This is a genomic window from Aeromonas sp. R5-3, assembly GCF_040908225.1.
GTDB lineage: Bacteria > Pseudomonadota > Gammaproteobacteria > Enterobacterales > Aeromonadaceae > Aeromonas > Aeromonas dhakensis.
Window position 1 is genome coordinate 26,997 of the sequence record NZ_JBFODH010000018.1, and the last position, 17,217, is coordinate 44,213.

The 17,217-nt window shown below is 63.5% G+C and carries 11 protein-coding genes; 3 read left to right on the forward strand and 8 right to left on the reverse strand.

All coding sequences use genetic code 11. The annotated features are described in order from the left end of the window. Positions 1–222 precede the first annotated feature (222 nt). Together AB5Y95_RS08495 and AB5Y95_RS08500 are read left to right on the forward strand one after the other, a co-directional pair. Positions 223–1,239 carry a lipoate--protein ligase A gene (locus tag AB5Y95_RS08495; RefSeq protein ID WP_368160531.1) on the forward strand — a complete coding sequence of 339 codons (1,017 nt, stop codon included), beginning with the start codon at positions 223–225 and terminating at the stop codon, positions 1,237–1,239. A 188-nt stretch (positions 1,240–1,427) separates the two neighbouring features. Continuing rightward, on the forward strand, positions 1,428–3,122 hold the full coding sequence (locus AB5Y95_RS08500) for a pyridoxal-dependent decarboxylase (protein ID WP_042006581.1): 1,695 nt from the start codon (positions 1,428–1,430) through the stop codon (positions 3,120–3,122). Between the two features lie 73 nt (positions 3,123–3,195). On the opposite strand, the gene AB5Y95_RS08505 is transcribed toward AB5Y95_RS08500, so the two are convergent. From AB5Y95_RS08505 to AB5Y95_RS08520, 4 genes are all read right to left on the reverse strand, one after another. Beyond that, positions 3,196–3,558 carry a copper-binding protein gene (locus tag AB5Y95_RS08505; protein ID WP_054544432.1) on the reverse strand — a complete coding sequence of 121 codons (363 nt, stop codon included), beginning with the start codon at positions 3,556–3,558 and terminating at the stop codon, positions 3,196–3,198. A gap of 31 nt (positions 3,559–3,589) precedes the next feature. Beyond that, on the reverse strand, positions 3,590–6,739 hold the full coding sequence (locus AB5Y95_RS08510) for an efflux RND transporter permease subunit (protein ID WP_368160534.1): 3,150 nt from the start codon (positions 6,737–6,739) through the stop codon (positions 3,590–3,592). Between the two features lie 73 nt (positions 6,740–6,812). Further along, positions 6,813–8,330 carry an efflux RND transporter periplasmic adaptor subunit gene (locus tag AB5Y95_RS08515; protein ID WP_368160537.1) on the reverse strand — a complete coding sequence of 506 codons (1,518 nt, stop codon included), beginning with the start codon at positions 8,328–8,330 and terminating at the stop codon, positions 6,813–6,815. Between the two features lie 299 nt (positions 8,331–8,629). Next, positions 8,630–9,067, reverse strand: coding sequence for a hypothetical protein (locus AB5Y95_RS08520; protein WP_368160540.1), 438 nt, complete (start codon positions 9,065–9,067; stop codon positions 8,630–8,632). Positions 9,068–9,322: 255 nt separating this feature from the next. Here AB5Y95_RS08520 and AB5Y95_RS08525 point away from each other — a divergent pair, with 255 nt between their 5' ends. Continuing rightward, on the forward strand, positions 9,323–10,507 hold the full coding sequence (locus tag AB5Y95_RS08525) for an OmpP1/FadL family transporter (protein WP_368160543.1): 1,185 nt from the start codon (positions 9,323–9,325) through the stop codon (positions 10,505–10,507). 112 nt (positions 10,508–10,619) lie between these two features. On the opposite strand, the gene AB5Y95_RS08530 is transcribed toward AB5Y95_RS08525, so the two are convergent. The 4 genes from AB5Y95_RS08530 to AB5Y95_RS08545 form a co-directional block, all read right to left on the reverse strand. Next, entirely contained in the window at positions 10,620–13,724 is a 3,105-nt protein-coding gene (locus tag AB5Y95_RS08530; protein WP_024943360.1) for a multidrug efflux RND transporter permease subunit, read from the reverse strand. 9 nt (positions 13,725–13,733) lie between these two features. Beyond that, on the reverse strand, positions 13,734–14,933 hold the full coding sequence (locus AB5Y95_RS08535; RefSeq protein WP_024943359.1) for an efflux RND transporter periplasmic adaptor subunit: 1,200 nt from the start codon (positions 14,931–14,933) through the stop codon (positions 13,734–13,736). Between the two features lie 339 nt (positions 14,934–15,272). Beyond that, a complete protein-coding gene (gene xthA, locus AB5Y95_RS08540; protein ID WP_005302963.1) occupies positions 15,273–16,079 on the reverse strand; it encodes an exodeoxyribonuclease III in 807 nt (268 codons plus the stop codon). Positions 16,080–16,205: 126 nt separating this feature from the next. Beyond that, positions 16,206–17,168 (reverse strand): ion channel, encoded by a 963-nt coding sequence (locus tag AB5Y95_RS08545; RefSeq protein ID WP_368160547.1) that lies wholly within the window; start codon positions 17,166–17,168, stop codon positions 16,206–16,208. Between the last annotated feature and the right edge of the window lie 49 nt (positions 17,169–17,217).

A 17,217-nucleotide genomic window follows, 5' to 3' on the forward strand; every position in this document is an offset into this window, starting at 1 on the left:
ATTTGATTGTCGATTACCTCAATAAGCGCGAGTGTTTGGGCTCTTTTTAGCGCAATGCGTCAGTCTGTGTCGCCGTATCACGGGATACTTTCAACTTGCTGTCGAAATGTGTCGAAACTGCGATTATTGCGTTATGAGTCAATTATTGGCGGGAGGGGGGAAGCGGATCCTTGCTGCCCGGGTGGTATGATAGCGGTTCTCCCATCCCGATGAGGCCTTCTCATGTCCCGATTGCGTCTGTTGTTGTCCGACTCCCACGATCCTTTGTTCAATCTGGCGGTGGAAGAGTGCATTTTTCGCCAGATGGACCCGCATCAGCGGGTGCTGTTTCTGTGGCGCAACGCCAATACCGTGGTGATCGGCCGGGCCCAGAACCCCTGGAAGGAGTGCAATACCCGCCGCATGGAAGAGGACGGGGTGACCCTGGCTCGCCGCAGCAGCGGTGGTGGCGCCGTGTTTCACGACCTTGGCAACAGCTGCTTCACCTTCATGGCGGGCAAGCCGGAGTATGACAAGAGCGTTTCCACCGCCATCGTGCTGGACGCGCTCAAGAGGCTCGGGGTCGAGGCTTTCGCCTCCGGTCGCAACGATCTGCTGGTGGCGACCCCGGACGGGGATCGCAAGGTGTCGGGCTCGGCCTATCGGGAGACCCATGATCGCGGCTTTCACCACGGCACCCTGTTGCTGGACGCAGACCTCGGCCGGCTCGCCCACTACCTCAATCCTGACCCCAAGAAGCTGGCGGCCAAGGGGATCAGCTCGGTGCGCAGCCGGGTGGCCAACCTCGGCGAGCTGCTGCCGGGCATCGACCATGGCCAGGTGAGCCAGGCCCTGTGCGAGGCCTTCTTCAGCCACTACGGTGAGCGGGTACGGCCAGAGCACATCTCCCCCGAGCGGCTGCCAGACTTGCCCGGCTTTGCCGAGACCTTCGCCCGCCAGCGCAGCTGGGAGTGGAACTTCGGCCACGCCCCGGCGTTTACCCATCAGCTGGACGAGCGTTTCGGCTGGGGCGGGGTAGAGCTGCACTTCGATGTGGAGAAGGGGGTGATAGGGCGGGCGCAGATCTTCAGCGACAGCCTGGAGCCGGCTCCGCTGGATGCGCTGGCCGCGCGCTTGCCCGGGGTGGCTTATCAGGTGGAGGTCATCGATAAGCTATTGCGCCAGTGGTGCCGCGAGTTCCCGGCCCTGCAGATCGAGCTGGAGGCATTCTCGCGCTGGTTGCTGGCATCGCTGCGCTGACGCTTTTCTCGCCGCTGGGGCGGGTGGATCACAAAATCAAAAGAGGCGCCCGAAAGGCGCCTTTTTGCCAGCCGTTGTCCGCCCTCATGCATGACAAAAAGTAGGGGAGGCCATTAGATATTGTCGCTGTTTCAAACGGTGACCCAGGGGTATAAGGGCAGCACATTTGCTGTACTAATGGTATAAAAATGAGTGACTTGGTCTATTTGAAAGATGAAGGCGTCAACGCCATCCACCCCGAATTCGAACGTCGTTTTACCACAGTCAAAGCCAACTTTTTCTCGCGTAATCCCGATCTCTGGCCGGTCTTTCGTGAACCCGGCTTCGCCACCCTCAACGAGTTTCGCGCCCGCGGCCTGGCCCCGTCGGCGCGGCTGAACGCCTGGCCCGATGGTCGCGCCCGTCTCGCCGACCTGTGCGAGACCATGCCGGTGCCGCAAGCCATGCGCACGCCGGGCGAGCCCATGGCGGAGCTGCTGTTTGCCGGCGCCCTCTCCAAAGACTGGGAGAACCCCTCCAGCGTCGAGAACGTGGTCACCATGTCGGCGGATCCCGCCATCTACGGCGCCCAGATGGGGATCCTCGCCAACCCCAACCTGGTCTACTCCGAGTATGCCGGGGTGGCCGAGGAGCTGGAGAAGAAGGTGGTGCGCCAGATTGCCCTGCTGGCGGGTTACGATCCGGCCCGCGCCACCGGCATCTTCACCCAGGGGGGGACCTTCTGTAACCTCTATGGCTACCTGCTCGGCATTCGCAAGAGCCTGCCCGAGGCCAAGCACAAGGGGCTCGGCCACTATCAGGACTACCGCATCATCAACTCCCAGGGCGGCCACTACTCCAACATCACCAACCTCTCCCTGCTCGGAGTGGACATCGAGAACAAGACCATCCGCATCCAGGTGGGCGAGAACAACGACATCGATCTCGACCATCTGGAGCGCACCCTGACCGCCTGCTTTGCCCTCAAGCACGTGGTGCCCACCATCATGCTCACCATGGGCACCACCGACACCTTCGGGGTGGACCAGGTGAGACCCGTGGTCGAGCTGCGGGATCGCCTCTGCGAGCGGTTCGAGGTGGCGGTCAAGCCGCACATCCACGTGGATGCCGCCATCGGCTGGTCGATGATCTTCTTCCTGGATTACGACTTTGCCGCCAACCCGCTCGCTATCAACGCCGCCACCCTCGCCGGTATCGAGCGCAACGTGAGCCGCTTCGCCGAGCTCAGATACGCCGACTCCTTCACCGTCGACTTCCAGAAGTGGGGTTATGTGCCCTACACCTCCAGCCTGGTGATGATAAAAGAGCAGGACGATCTCAAGGCGATGGAGAACGACCCGGAGAACTTCTCCTATTTTGAGCGGGACATCCAGGGTCAGACTCACCTGCAGTCCACCATCGAGTGTTCCCGCGGGGCGAGCGGCCTGTTCGGTGCCTATGCGGCCCTCAACTACCTGGGGGTCGAGGGGTATCGCACCGTGCTGGCCCACTGCCTGCAAAACGCCAACTACTTCCGCTTCCGCCTGAGCCAGCTCGGCAACGTCAAGCTGGTGGCCCAGGAGAACCAGGGTCCGAGTGTGGGCTTCAAGATTTACAACCCCGAGTGGGTAAGCGATCCGGAGGCCGAGTTCGCCTTCGAGCTGGCGCGCAGCACGGACCCCGCCTACAAGGCGCGCCTGCAGCGCAACACCGACTATCACCGCAGCCTCTTTACCGGGCGTGGCAAGGTGGGGCTCTACACCAACTGGGTGGAGGCCATCGCCCACTCCGACTACGATGCCCGCGGCAAGTACTCCTACATTGCCGGTGAGAAGGCGGTCTTCATGAACCCGGCCTGTGGCCGCGAGCAGATCGACGCCTTTATCGACCATATCCGCGGCTGAGCGGCGAACGGTATTTAAAGAGAGCCGGACAGTAAAACGGCGGGATGATCCCGCCGTTTTTTATTGGCTCCGGTTACTGCTTCTTAAGTGCCGTCACCGTCAGCTTGCCGGCCGGGTTCTCGGCGTGGAAGCGCACCGCATCCCCCACCTGCAGATCCTTGAGCAGGGCCGGGTCGGCCACCTGGAACACCATGGTCATGGCGGGCATCTTGAGGTTCGCGATGGCCTCGTGCTTGATGCCCACCTTGCCATTTGCCGCGTCGATGCGGCTGATGACTCCCTTGGTCATCACCCTCTCCTGCATTCCCTCCATCTGCTGCATGTCACCCATCTGGCTCATGTCATGGCCTTCGTGGTTCATCATCTCCTCGGCCTGCAGGCCGGTGTGGGTAGCAAGGCCCAGCAGCAGGGTCAGGGTCAGCGTCTTGTAGTTCATGATGGTTTCCTTGTTTGGGTTGTCCGGTTGATCAGGGTGCAGTCGGGGTATCCGTCTGCGCAGTCGTGTGGTCGAGGGTCTTCAGGGTGCGGCTGCGCCAGAGGTAATAGGCGGCGGGCAGCACCAGCAGGGTCAGTACCAGGGCGGTCACCATGCCGCCTATCATGGGGGCGGCGATGCGCTGCATCACCTCTGAGCCGGTGCCCTGGCTCCACATGATGGGCAGCAGGCCCGCGATGATGGTCACCACCGTCATCATCTTGGGGCGCAGGCGCAGGGCGGCGCCGTGGACCACGGCCCGGTGCAGGCCGGCCTGGTCCGGTTTGCCGCCGGCCACCAGATCGTCCCAGGCGTGGTTGAGGTAGACCAGCATCAGCACGCCCGTCTCCACCGCCACCCCGGCCAGGGCGATAAAGCCCACCCCCACCGCCACCGAGAGGTTGAAGTCGAGCAGCCAGAGGGTCCAGATCCCCCCTACGACCGCCAGCGGCAGAGTGGTGAGGATGAGCAGCACCTCCTGGAAGCGGCGAAACGCCAGATAGAGCAGCAGCACGATAATGGCGACGGTGAGCGGCACCACGTAGGTGAGGCGCTCCATGGCCCGCTCCATGTATTCGTACTGACCTGACCAGCTGAGGGCATAGCCAGGTGGCAGCACCAGCTGCTTGCTAACCTCGGCCTTGGCTTCTGCCACAAAGGAACCGATGTCGCGGCCGCGGATGTCTACGTAGACCCAGCCGTTGAGGCGCGCGTTTTCACTGCGCAGCATAGGCGCCTCGTCGCTGATGTAGACTCGGGCCACGTCCGCCAGGGCGATCCGCTCCCCCTTGGGGGTGACCAGGGGCAGCAGTTCGAGGCTGGCCACCGAGTCGCGATAGCTCTGGGGATAGCGCAGGTTGATGGGGTAGCGTTCGCGCCCCTCGATGGTCTGCCCCACCTCCATGCCACCCACCGCGGTGGCGAGCACCGCCTGCACGTCGGCGATGTTGAGACCGTAGCGGGCCGCCTTGAGCCGGTCGATGTCCACCTTCACATAGCGACCGCCCGCCACCCGCTCGGCGTAGACCGATGAAGCGCCTTCCACCTTGCCGACGATCTGCTCAAGTTGCTGGCCAAGTTGTTGAATGACCTTGAGATCGGGCCCGGCAATCTTGATCCCCACCGGGGTCTTGATGCCGGTGGCCAGCATGTCGATGCGGGTCTTGATGGGGGGCACCCAGGCGTTGGTGAGGCCCGGGAAACGGATGAGGGAGTCGAGCTCCTCTTTGAGCTTCTCCGGGGTCATGCCGGGGCGCCACTGATCGCGGGGCTTGAGCTGGATGCTGGTCTCCATCATCACCAGATCCGCCGGGTCGGTGGCCGAGTCGGCGCGTCCCGCCTTGCCGAACACGTTCTGCACCTCGGGCACGGTGCGAATGAGCTTGTCGGTCTGCTGCAAAATCTCCCGCGCCTTGCCCACCGAGATGTTGGCCGCGGTGGTGGGCATGTACATGATGTCCCCCTCATCGAGCGGCGGTATGAACTCGGAGCCCAGGTGCTGGAGCGGCCAGAAGCCCGCGAGCGTAACCACCAGGGCGGCGGCGAGCGTGGTCTTGGGGCGGGCCAGCACGGCGTTGAGCAGCGGGATATAGGCCTGGCTCAGGCCACGGTTGAGGGGGTTGGCCTGCTCGGGCAACACCTTGCCGCGGATGAAGTAGCCCATGATCACCGGCACCAGCGTGATGGCGAGCGCAGCGGCGGCGGCCATGGCGTAGGTCTTGGTGAAGGCCAGCGGATGGAACATGCGCCCCTCCTGCGCCTCCAGCGCAAACACCGGCAGGAAGCTCATGGTGATGATGAGCAGGGAGAAGAAAATCGCCGGCCCGACCTCGATGCTCGCCTCGGTGATGATGCGCCAGCGGTTCTTGTCGGTGAGCGCCTCCCGCTCCATGTGTTTGTGGACGTTCTCTATCATCACGATGGCGCCATCCACCATGGCGCCGATGGCGATGGCGATACCCCCCAGCGACATGATGTTGGCGTTGATCCCCTGCAGATGCATCACGATAAAGGCGGTCAAAATCGCAATAGGGAGGGTGATGACCACCACCAGCGACGAGCGCAGGTGGAACAGGAAGGCGAGACAGACCAGCACCACCACCGCGAACTCCTCCACCAGCTTGCCGGAGAGGTTGTCGATGGCGCGCTGGATAAGGTCGGAGCGATCGTAGACGGTGACGATCTCCACCCCCTCCGGCAGGCTGGATTTGAGCTCGGCCAGCCGCGCCTTGACCCCGTCTATGGTGTGTTGGGCATTCTCGCCGTAACGCATGACGATGATGCCGCCCACCACTTCCCCTTCGCCGTTGAGCTCGGCGATGCCGCGCCGCATCTGGGGGCCGGTGACTACGTCCGCCACGTCACCCAGCAGCAGGGGGGCGCCGCGCACATTGGTGCCAAGCGGAATCTGCTTCAGATCCTCCACGCTCTTCAAATAGCCATTCGAGCGCACCATGTACTCCGCCTCCGCCATCTCGATGACGGAGGCGCCGGTCTCCTGGTTGCCCTGCTTGATGGCGGTCTCGATGAGGGAGAGCGGGATGCCGTAGGCGCGCAGCTTGTCCGGATCGACTCGCACCTGGTACTGGCGCACCATGCCGCCGACGGTGGCCACTTCGGAGACGCCGTTCACCGTCTGCAGCTCGTACTTGAGGAACCAGTTCTGCAGCGAGGTGAGCTCGCTGAGATCGTGCTTGCCGCTCTTGTCCACCAGGGCGTACTGGTAGACCCAGCCCACCCCGGTGGCGTCCGGCCCGAGCTGGGGCTGGGCCCCGGCGGGCAGATTGGGGGCAACCTGGCTCAGGTACTCCAGCACCCGGGCGCGGGCCCAGTAGAGATCCGTGCTGTCGTCAAACAGCACATAGACGAAGGAGTCGCCGAAGAAGGAGTAGCCGCGCACCGTGGTGGCCCCCGGCACCGCCAGCATGGCGGTGGTGAGCGGGTAGGTGACCTGATCCTCCACCACCTGGGGCGCCTGGCCCGGGTAGGAGGTCTTGATGATCACCTGCACGTCGGAGAGATCCGGCAGGGCGTCCACCGGGGTCTGCTTGACCGACCAGAGGCCCCAGGCGGTGAGCATGACAGTCAGCAGCAACACCAAAAAGCGGTTGCCGACGGACCAGCGAATGATGGAAGGGATCATGACTGGGCTCCTCTCATTCGGTGGGCTGGCAGCAGGTTGGGTTTGTGCTCAATGCAGCGAAGCATGGCCGGGATCATGATTTATCCCCCATCTGGTGCTGGCTGTGATCCATGCCTTCCATGCCTGGCATCTCGCCCTTGGCCTCTTTTATTGCGTCGCCCGCGGCCGGTTTATCTTCCATATGGATCTGGATGATGCGGTACTCGTCCCCCTCCTGCTCTACCTGCAGATGCAGGGTCTGATCCGGTTTCAGCTGGCTGATGTCCACATCGTCGGCCACGGTGAAGTCCATCTCCATGGCGGGCCACTGCCACTCGGGGATGGGCTGGTGGGAGATGCCGAGGGTGCGCCCGGCGAGATCGATGTTCTGCACCTGGCCCTGGGTCCACACCTGCATGGGACGCACCGCCGTCATGCGCTGGAAGTCCGAATCGATGGCAGATTCGGAGTCGAGCAGGAACTGGGCCGAGCTGACTATGCTGTCACCGGCTTCGACTCCCTCGTCGATGGCGACCTTGTCACCAAACTGGGGGCCCAGGGTGACGGCCACCGATTTGAAGTTGCCATCCCCCAGCGCCAGCACCAGCCTGTCCTGGCTGCCGGTGCGGATCACCGCTTCGCTCGGCACCACCAGGCGGGGTTCTCCCTTGCCGGTGCTGATGCTCACCTTGGCGAACATATTGGGTTTCAGGAACTCGTCCGGGTTGTCAAAGCGCAGGCGGACCCGCAGGGTGCGGGTGCTGGCATCGAGCGTCGGGTAGAGGTAGTCCACCCGACCCTGCCAGCGGCGGCCCGGGGCATAGTCCAGGGTCATGGTGACCGGATCGCCGACCTTGATCTGGGCGGCCTGGCGCTCGAACACCTCGGCGCTCACCCATACCTGCTTGAGGGTACTGATGTTGAACAGGGGGGCGGCGGGCTCCACATACTGGCCTTCCCGCACCTTGAGCTCGGAGACATAGCCGCTGCTGGGGGCATAGATGCGCACCGTCTCCTGCACCTTGCGAGTGCGCTTGAGGGCCGCTATCTGATCCGCCGGTACCTGCAGCGACTTGAGTTTGCCCTCGGCGGCGCGCAGCAGCAGCGGGTTGGTGGTGCCTAGCGCCAGCAGGTATTCGTGCTGGGCGTTCACCAGATCCGGGGCGTAGAGATCGTAGATAAAGCTGCCCCTGGTGACCTGCTGCCCCTCGTTCTTGATGGCGAGGTTGCGGATCCAGCCCGCCATCCGGGAGTTGATGGCTTCGAGGCGCTCCTCGTCATAACCCACATAGCCCACCGTCTCGATCTGCTGGTGGACGGGCAGTTTCTCCACCTTGGCCAGCCGCACCCCCAGGTTCTGCTGGATCTCGGGGCTGATGGTGACGGTGCCGGGGGATCCGCCCTGTTTTTCCTCATAGACGGGGATGAAGTCCATCCCCATGTTGTCCTTGGCGGGGCCGTCGCGCTTGTCGCGGGGATCCATGGGGTTGACCCAGTAGAGCGGTGTCTTCTCCTTGGCGGTGGCGCCACCGTCCGCTTGTTTGGCGGCCCAGTAGCCGCCACCGGCGCCGAGGGCGAGCAGCAGGGTGGATAGCAGCAGGGTCCGGCTCATCGCGCACCTCCTGTCCGGGACGGGTGGGGCAGGTCGGCGCAGTGGGCAAGAGGCGCGGGGCGGCCGTGTTCGGCCACGGGGCCGGGGATCGGGGCATATGACATGATACTTCTTCTCTTCTGTCAGAGCGCCGGAGGGGGTGTGCAGGCAAGGCATCACCAGAGTCCGGGCGGCAAACTGGGCGCGGCTGAATGGTCAGCGTGCGCACGGCTCCCTGTGCCATGGCCGGGTCAGCCGGCGACACAGGGTCAGGCAAGGTGGGCGGCAACGGGCAAGGGCCGCCCCGAGAGAAGTGCTTTCTAGTGGCGCAGCACCGACAGCATCAGGTGTCGGCGCGGCCAGGAGGGAGGGTGGGTACCGCGGGATCGCAGGAAGGGATCCCGCAGCCAGTTGTCCAGCACGCAGCTGGCAGTCCCGAGGGGCAGCAGCAACAGCGGCAGGGCGAGCAGGGTCAGCAGGGCGGCCAGCAGCGGCAAGCCAGGGCTGCTGCTCGAGGTGAGCCCGCCGTGCATCTGGCACTCCTGGCTGGCGGCATCTGGTGCCCCGGCATCCTGGGATGCCCCGTGGCAGGAGAGTCCCTGCATGGCGCTGCTGCTCATGGCCTGATGCTCTTGCGCCATGGCGGCGTTGAGGGCATCCAGCCCGTGCCAGCCGATGCAGAGGGTGAGATTGCAGACGAGCATCAGCCCCAGCAGCAGCCGGGCAATGCGTTCTGTGGGCAATCTCGATGAGAGCATGGGGAAAATCCTGACAATGACTGGGGACACTGTAAACCTTGCCTTGAGGAGAAGGTCAATGGCTCCGGGCGTGTCAGAGAGGGGTCTGATGAATCGTTAAGCGTCACTTAACGATGGCGTATAGCCAACCCTAATGAAGCCGGCTTCTTCTCTCGTTAGGATGCGTACCGGTCAGAAGTTGCCGGGGCGTCAAACCGGGTGTTTGAGCTGTCTCTCTGGCAGTCTCCATCCAGTTCATTGTTCGGGAGTAACGATATGCAGCAACGACGGCTGTCGCTGATGCTTGCAGCCTTGCTGAGTCCCTCTGCCATGGCCGGCGGCCTTGCCTTGTATGAAACCAGCGCGGCCAACAGTGCCCTGGCCAACGCAGGGGCAGCCGCCCGCGCCCAGGGGGCGGAGACCATCGCCAGCAATCCGGCCGGCATGACCAGGCTGGCAGGCACCCAGTTGCAGGTCAATGGCGGCGCTGTATACGGCGACCTCGAGCTGGATCTGGACCAGGGGGGCAACAACGGCGGCAATGCCCTGCAGAGCGCCCCGCTCGGCAGCCTCTATCTGACCCACGCCATCGATGATCAGTGGGTCGCCGGCCTCGGGCTCTTCGGCAGCCACGGGCTGGGGATCGATTATGGCGAGGGGTGGCAGGGGCGTGGCTATGTGCAGTCCGCCAAGCTGACCGGGATCGCCTTTGCTCCCAGCCTGGCGTATCGCGTCGATGACCACTGGTCGGTGGGGGCCAGCCTGATCGCCATGCATGGGGCGCTGGAGGCCTCACTGGACATGACGCCGAACGGTTCAACCAGTCAGGCATTTTCCGACAGCGACTGGGCATATGGCGCCTCCTTCGGGGTGCTCTACGAGCTGGATCACGACTCCCGCATCGGGTTGAGCTACTTCTCCGAATTGAACTGGGAGCTGGACGATCAGCCGTTGAGCCGGCTGAATGGGGCCGGGCTGGGGGTGGAGATGATGATCCCGCAGACCCTGACCCTGAGTGGCTATCACCAGCTCAACCCGCAATGGGCCCTGCTGGCCAGTGCCAATTGGCAGCAGTGGTCCCGCTTTGGCGAGGTGGATCTCGCGTCGGGACTGCAGAGCCGAACTCTTGATATGCAATACCAGGACACCTGGCACCTGAGCCTGGGCACCCAGTTTGATGTGACGCCGGTCCTGCGCCTGAGCAGCGGCATCGGCTATGACAGCAGTGCCGTGGACGACGTGCACCGCACTGTTACCCTCCCGCTGGGCGAGAGCTGGCGCTGGGGTCTGGGGGCCAGCTATCAGCTGACACCAGCCACCAGGCCGGAAGCCAGCTATACCCTGGCCTGGCTGGGGGATATGGCAGTGGAGCAGGATGGGGTCGGTCGTCCCCAGCTGTCAGGTACCTACCACAACAGCTACCTGAACTTCTTGAGCATAGGGGTGCAACACCAGTTCTGAGGCCTGACTGGTCCGTTGGGAGGTGGCCGGCTATGTGTTCTCTTGCCGGCGAACGATGACGATAAAAAAGCCCCTCCATGAAGGAGGGGCCGGGTGAGCGTGACTCGAATGGTCAGGCCCGTTTTTCCGAGCGCCGCATGATGAGGCGGAAGAAGAGCGGGATGAAGAAGATGGCGATGAAGGTCGCCGCCAGCATGCCGCCGATGACCGGCCAGCCGAGGGCGTGGCGGCTCGCCGCACCGGCGCCGCTGGAGGTGACCAGGGGCACACAGCCGAGGATAAACGCCAGCGAGGTCATCACGATGGGGCGGAAGCGCAGGCGCGCCGCCTCCAGGGCCGACTCGATGAGGCTCATCCCCTCCTCGTGCTTCATCACCGCGAACTCCACGATCAGGATGGCGTTCTTGGCCGCCAGCCCCACCAGCGTCACCAGACCTATCTGGAAGTAGACGTTGTTGGTGAGCCCCACGGCCCAGGTGGCGAGCAGGGCGCCGAACAGGGCGAACGGCACGGCGGTGATCACCGCAAACGGCAGGCTCCAGCGCTCATACTGGGCGGCCAGGATGAGGAAGATCATCACGATGCCAAAGCCAAACGCCGTGGCGGCGCTGCCGGCGGCCGCTTTCTCCTGGTAGGCGGCGCCGGTCCACTCCAGCTTGGCGTCGTTGCCAAGGGTCTGGGCGGCGATCTCCTCTAGGGCGGCAATGGCCTGACCCGAGCTCACCCCTGGCGCCGGCTGGGCCATGATCTTGGCGGCCGGGAAGATGTTGAAACGCTCCACCAGTTCGGGGCCGGTGGCATCGCGCACCGTCACCAGGCTGGTGAGCGGGATCATCTCGCCGCTGTTGGAGCGGACATAGACGTTGCGGATGTCATCCTTCTTGGCGCGGTAGTCCGCCTCGGACTGCAACTGGACCCGGTAGGTACGACCGAACTGGTTGAAGTCGTTGACGTATACCTGGCCGAAGGTGGCCTGCATGGTGTCGAACACGGCGTTGATGGGCAGTCCCAGCGCCTTGGCCTTCTCGCGGTCGAGATCCAGGTAGACCTGGGGCACGTTGGCGCGGAAGGTGGTGCTCACGCTGGCGAACTCAGGACGCTGCTTGGCGGCATCGATCAGGCGTTGCACCTCGCCCGCGAAGGCGTGCACGTCGCCGGTGCCGCGGTTCTGCAGATAGCCTTCGAGACCCCCGGTGGTGGACATGCCCTGGATGGGAGGCGGGTTGAAGGTGGCGGTGAAGCCATCGGCCAGCCCCATCAGGCTCATCCCCTGGAAGGTCTTGGCCAGGGAGAAGGAGTCCTGCCCCTCGCCCTGACGCTCTTTCCAGTCTTTCAGGGTGATGAAGGTGAGGCCGCGGTTGCTGATGATGGAGCCGGACAGGATGTCAAAGCCCGAGAAGGTGACCACGTCCTTCACGCTGGGGTTGGCCATGGCCATCTTGTCAAAATCATTGGCGACCGCCTGAGTACGGGTCAGGGCGGCGGCATCGGGCAGCATTACGGAGCCGATGAGATAGCCCTGATCCTCGTCCGGCACCAGGGCGCCCGGCACCTTGTGGAACAGTACATAGCTGCTGCCGAGGATGATGGCGATGATGCCAAAGGCCACGCCGACCCGGCGGTTGAGGAAGGCCACCCCGCGCACATAGCGGCGGGTCAGCTGGTCAAAGGCATTGTTGAACCAGACGAAGAAGCGGGCCGGCTGGTGGTGGCCCTCTTTGAGCAGGATGGCGCACAGGGCCGGCGACAGGGTGAGCGCCACCAGGCCGGAGATGGCCACCGACACGGCGATGGTGATGGCGAACTGCTTGTACATCACCCCGGTCATGCCGCCCATGAAGGCAACCGGCAGGAACACGGCGCAGAGCACCAGCACGATGGCGACCACGGGGCCGGAGACCTCCTGCATGGCGAGGATGGCAGCCTCCTTGGCGGAGCACTTCTTCTCGCTCATGATCCGCTCGACGTTCTCCAGCACCACGATGGCGTCATCCACCACGATACCGATGGCGAGCACCATGCCGAACAGGGTCAGCAGGTTGATGGAGAAGCCCAGCATCAGCATGCCGGCGAAGGTACCGATGAGTGACACCGGCACCGCGATACAGGGGATCAGGGTGGCTCGGAAGTTCTGCAGGAACAGGTAGACCACCACGAACACCAGCACGATCGCCTCGAGCAGGGTCTTGACCACCTCCTCGATGGAGATCTTCACGAACTCTGTGGTGTCGTAGGGGATCTGGTACTCCACGTCCTGCGGGAAACGGCCCTGCAGGCGATCCATGGTTTCGCGCACCTGATCGGCCACCGCCACCGCGTTGGCACCCGGTTGCAGGTAGGTGGCGATACCGATGGCCGGCTTGCCGTTGGCGCGGGCCAGCACGTCGTAGTCCTTGCCGCCGAGCTCGACCCGGGCCACGTCTTTGACCCGGATCTTGGAGCCGTCCGGCATGGCGCGGATGATGATGTTCTGGAACTCCTTCACGTCATCGAGGCGCCCCTTGGTCTGCACCGTGTAGGTGAAGTCGGTGGGGGTGCTGGTGGGCTGGGAGCCGATCTTGCCCGCCGCGAACTGGGTGTTCTGCTCGCGGATGGCGCCGATCACGTCGCTCGGGGTGAGCTGCAGCTGGGCCAGTCGGTCCGGGCGCAGCCAGATCCGCATGGCGTAGTCGGTACCGCCGAACAGGGAGGTGTCCCCCACGCCGGGAATCCGCTTGAGCTCGTCGATGATGTTGAGCAGGGCGTAGTTCGACAGATAGGTGGTATCAAACGATCCGCTGGGGGACTGCAGGGTGATCACCTGCAGGATGGAGGTGGACTTCTTGCGCACCGTCACCCCCTGCTTCTTCACTTCTTCCGGCAGCTGGGCCATGGCGGCCGAGACCCGGTTGTTGACGTCGATGGTCGCCTGATCGGGATCGACCCCGATGTCGAAGTAGACGTTGAGGTTCATCTGGCCGTTGGAGGCGGAGCCGGATTGCATGTAGATCATGTTCTCGACCCCGTTGACCTGCTGTTCAATGGGGGCGGCCACGGTCTGGGAGATCACCTCCGGGGTGGCACCCGGGTAGAAGGCGGTCACCGAGACCACGGCGGGGGTGATCTGGGGATACTGCTCCACCGGGAGCGCGCGCATTGCCGCCATCCCGCCCAGCACTATGATGATCGAAATCACGCTGGCGAAGATGGGGCGTTCGATAAAGAACTTGGAAAACATGGGGGCTCCTTATTTGCCAGCGGCACCCTGGGTGATCTTGGCGTTGATCGCCTTCATCTCCTCGGCGGAAACCGGTTTGACCACGGCGCCGGGACGAGCCTTCATCAGCCCCTCGACGATGTAGCGATCGCCGGCCTGCAGGCCTTTGTCGATCAATACGCCGCTGTCGACCACCGACCCCAGCTTGACCGGACGGGGCACCACCTTGTTGTCGGCATCCACCACCATCACCATGCGGTCGGCCTGGGACTGGACGATGGCGCGGGGCGGCACCACGATGGCGTTCTTGCGGGTGCCCAGATCGATGGTCATGCGCACGAACTGGCCGGGCAGCAGGACCCCGTTCTTGTTGTCGAAGATGGCGCGGGCGCGAATGGTGCCGGTGGCCGGGTCGACCCGGCTGTCGGAGAAGTTGAGCTTGCCCGCCTGGGGATAGACGGAGCCGTCCGCCAGCCGGATGTGGGTACGCCAGTTGGTGGCGTCCTTGGCTTCAATCAACCCTTGCTTCACCGCATTATCGAAGTTGAGGCGATCCTGCTCCGAGTAGGAGAAGTTGACGTAGAGCGGGTCGAACTGGGTGATGGTGGTGAGCAGGCCGTTCTCGCCGCTGGTGGAGATGAGGCTCCCCTCGGACTGGGAGCTCTTGCTCGCCATGCCGTTGATGGGGGCGGTGACCTGGGTGTAGCTGAGGTTGAGCTCGGCTTCTTTCACCTTGGCCTGGGCGGCCTGGTGGCTGGCGACGGCGGCTTCGTAGTTGGCGATGGTGTCGTCATAGTCCTTGCGGCTCACCACCTGGCGCTTGAACAGCGGGATGATGCGATCGCGGTCGGCGCGAGCCTTGTTGAGGCGCGCCTGCTCCTGGGCCAGGGTGCCCTTGGCCTGCTCCAGCGCCACCTTGTAAGGCTCGGGGTCGATCAGGAACAGCGCCTGACCGGCGGTGACCGGCTGCCCTTCGATGTAGGTGCGTTTGAGCAGGATGCCGCTCACCCGGGAGCGCACGTCAATTTCGCGAAAGCCGGCGGTCTCGCCCACCATCTCGGTGGTCAGCGGCACGTCGGTCAGTTTGACCTCGGCCACCACCACGGGCACCGCTGGCAGTGCCTGGGCACTGGCGGCGGGTTCATCACCACAGGCGGTCAGTGCGCTGGCCAGTGCCAGGGCGATACAGCCGCGCTTGAACATCTCTTCCCTGACGGATTGCACCTTCATCATCACACTCCTGTGGGATGGTGCACGATTGCCGCGCCCACCCTTTCTCTTCATGAACATGGTTAACTGCATGGTTACAAATTTAACTTATTGGATTACTGACAGTTTTTTAATGATAAAGCACGAATATTGAACCCAAGCTGCTCGGCAGTGAAAGTTGTCTGCATCTGGCGGCATGGGGGCGAGGGGCCAGCGACAATCTGTGTCAGCCCGCAGGCCTCTTTCGGCGTGGTGTTGCCCGGATGCGAGGGCTCAGGGAGAAATTATAAGAAGGAAAAAACGGGGGAAGTGGGGGCTTGGTCACAGAGGGGGCGTCAAATGCCCCCTCAGTTGTCGTTATCAGGCGAAGCAGGCCCAGATGGGGGCGTGGTCGGAGGGCTTCTCGATGCCGCGCAGCTCGTAGTCGATGCCGGTCTCGGTCACCTTGTCCTTGAGGGCGTCGGAGGCCATGATGAGGTCGATGCGCAGGCCGCGGTTCTCGTCAAAGCCCTTGGAGCGATAGTCGAACCAGGAGAAACGCTCGCACTCGGTGGGGTTGGCGGCGCGGAAGGTGTCGGTCAGGCCGAACCCTTTCAGACGCTCCATCCACTCGCGCTCGATGGGCAGGAAGGAGCACTTGCCGTCCCGCAGCCAGCGCTTGCGGTTCGCCTCGCCGATGCCGATGTCGAGATCGGTGGGGGAGATATTCATATCCCCGATCAGCACCAGTTGATCACCCGGGGTGTGATTGGTCTCGAGGTAGTGCTGCAGATCCTCGTAGAACTTCTGCTTGGCCGGGAACTTGGTCTCGTGATCCTGGCTCTCACCCTGCGGGAAGTAACCGTTCATCACCTTGATGAGGGAGCCGTCTTCGCGCTCGAAGGTGGCCATGATCATGCGGCGCTGGGCCTCTTCATCGTCGGTGGGGAAGCCTTTTTCCACCTTGACCGGCTTCTGCTTGCTCATGATGGCGACCCCGTAGTGGGCCTTCTGGCCGTGGAACTCGACGTGATAGCCCATGGCCTCCACATCGGCCAGCGGGAAGGCTTCGTCGTGTACCTTGATCTCCTGCAGGCCGATCACATCCGGCTGATGCTTGTCGATGATGGCTTGCAGCTGGTGCAGACGGGCGCGCAGGCCATTGATATTGAAAGAGATGATCTTCATGTCCGGGATGCTCATGTCATTTTTATAAGTGGCTATTGGACTAGGAATCCGCCGTGGATGCAAGTTCGGGGGCTGTGACTGGCGCAGCTGCTCGGTAACCTGTTCACGATCCGTCGCGAGAGGTTGTCAGCGGGTCATCTTCTTGACAAACACCACCACAAACAGCGCCAGCGTAAAGCTGCCGGTGAAGGCCTCGAAGGCGGCGAAGATCCGCGACAGTCCCACCGGGGTGAAATCCCCGTACCCTAGCGTGGTGAAGGTCACCACGCTGTAGTAGAGGCACTCCAGCAGGAAGATGGCGTTCTGCTCGAAAGGGGCGCCGGGCCGATAGACGAGGTGGTTGCCGTTGAAGCTCAGGCCAAAGAAGAAGTAGAAGAGGCTGCAGATGAAGATGAGCAGCAGGGAGAAGAGCACCACCCGCATGGGGGCCTCGCCGTAGCCGCAGAAGAGATCGACGATCCAGGAGGTGAAGCGGCGGCCGGACCAGAATGGCAGCTGCAGCCGGCGCATGGTCAGCTCCTGCTGGATGTAGCGGCCGGACATGGTGAAGATGCCCTGCGCTTCCGAGGCCTTGCGCAGATCCCGGTAGGTCTCCTCGGCCTCCTTGAACCAGATCCGGGCCTGCGCCGGGTCCCGCTCGCGGCGCCCCTTTCTGTCCTGCATCAGCCGTTTGCCGGTATCCAGGTTGTCGAGGCGGGTGTTGTGCCAGCGGATGCCGAGCAGGTTGACGTTGTCGAGGGTGGCGCAGTGCAGGTTGGCATCACTCAGATCGGCCTTCATCAGGCTGCCCCCTTTCATGCGCAAACCGTAGAGGTGAGCCCCCTGCAGATTGGCCCGGTAGAGGTTGCACTGCTCCAGCAGAAAGCCGTGCGGCGCGCCCTTCTTCACCAGATTGAGCCCGGCCAGGTTGGCGCGGGCCAGTTGCAGGCCGTGGCACAGGCCGCCCTGGTGGACGTAGTGCTCCAGCTCGCGGGCGGTGTGGGGATCCTGATGCTGGCTATGGGGATCGTGCCAGCGGCACAGATCATGCTCCCCCGCCTCTTCGCTGCAGTGGCGGCCATCCGCCACCAGATATCGACACATGGCCATCGCCCGTCTCCTCCCCTTGCCGAGTCAGTATCAGCATAGGCGAGCGGCC

Excerpts from the sequence above, each read along its gene's own strand:
- AB5Y95_RS08495 (WP_368160531.1), top strand. The coding sequence starts at position 223 with ATGTCCCGATTGCGTCTGTTGTTGTCCGACTCCCACGATCCTTTGTTC.
- AB5Y95_RS08500 (WP_042006581.1), top strand. The coding sequence starts at position 1,428 with ATGAGTGACTTGGTCTATTTGAAAGATGAAGGCGTCAACGCCATCCAC.
- AB5Y95_RS08505 (WP_054544432.1), bottom strand. The coding sequence starts at position 3,558 with ATGAACTACAAGACGCTGACCCTGACCCTGCTGCTGGGCCTTGCTACC.
- AB5Y95_RS08510 (WP_368160534.1), bottom strand. The coding sequence starts at position 6,739 with ATGATCCCTTCCATCATTCGCTGGTCCGTCGGCAACCGCTTTTTGGTG.
- AB5Y95_RS08515 (WP_368160537.1), bottom strand. The coding sequence starts at position 8,330 with ATGAGCCGGACCCTGCTGCTATCCACCCTGCTGCTCGCCCTCGGCGCC.
- AB5Y95_RS08520 (WP_368160540.1), bottom strand. The coding sequence starts at position 9,067 with ATGCTCTCATCGAGATTGCCCACAGAACGCATTGCCCGGCTGCTGCTG.
- AB5Y95_RS08525 (WP_368160543.1), top strand. The coding sequence starts at position 9,323 with ATGCAGCAACGACGGCTGTCGCTGATGCTTGCAGCCTTGCTGAGTCCC.
- AB5Y95_RS08530 (WP_024943360.1), bottom strand. The coding sequence starts at position 13,724 with ATGTTTTCCAAGTTCTTTATCGAACGCCCCATCTTCGCCAGCGTGATT.
- AB5Y95_RS08535 (WP_024943359.1), bottom strand. The coding sequence starts at position 14,933 with ATGAAGGTGCAATCCGTCAGGGAAGAGATGTTCAAGCGCGGCTGTATC.
- xthA (WP_005302963.1), bottom strand. The coding sequence starts at position 16,079 with ATGAAGATCATCTCTTTCAATATCAATGGCCTGCGCGCCCGTCTGCAC.
- AB5Y95_RS08545 (WP_368160547.1), bottom strand. The coding sequence starts at position 17,168 with ATGGCCATGTGTCGATATCTGGTGGCGGATGGCCGCCACTGCAGCGAA.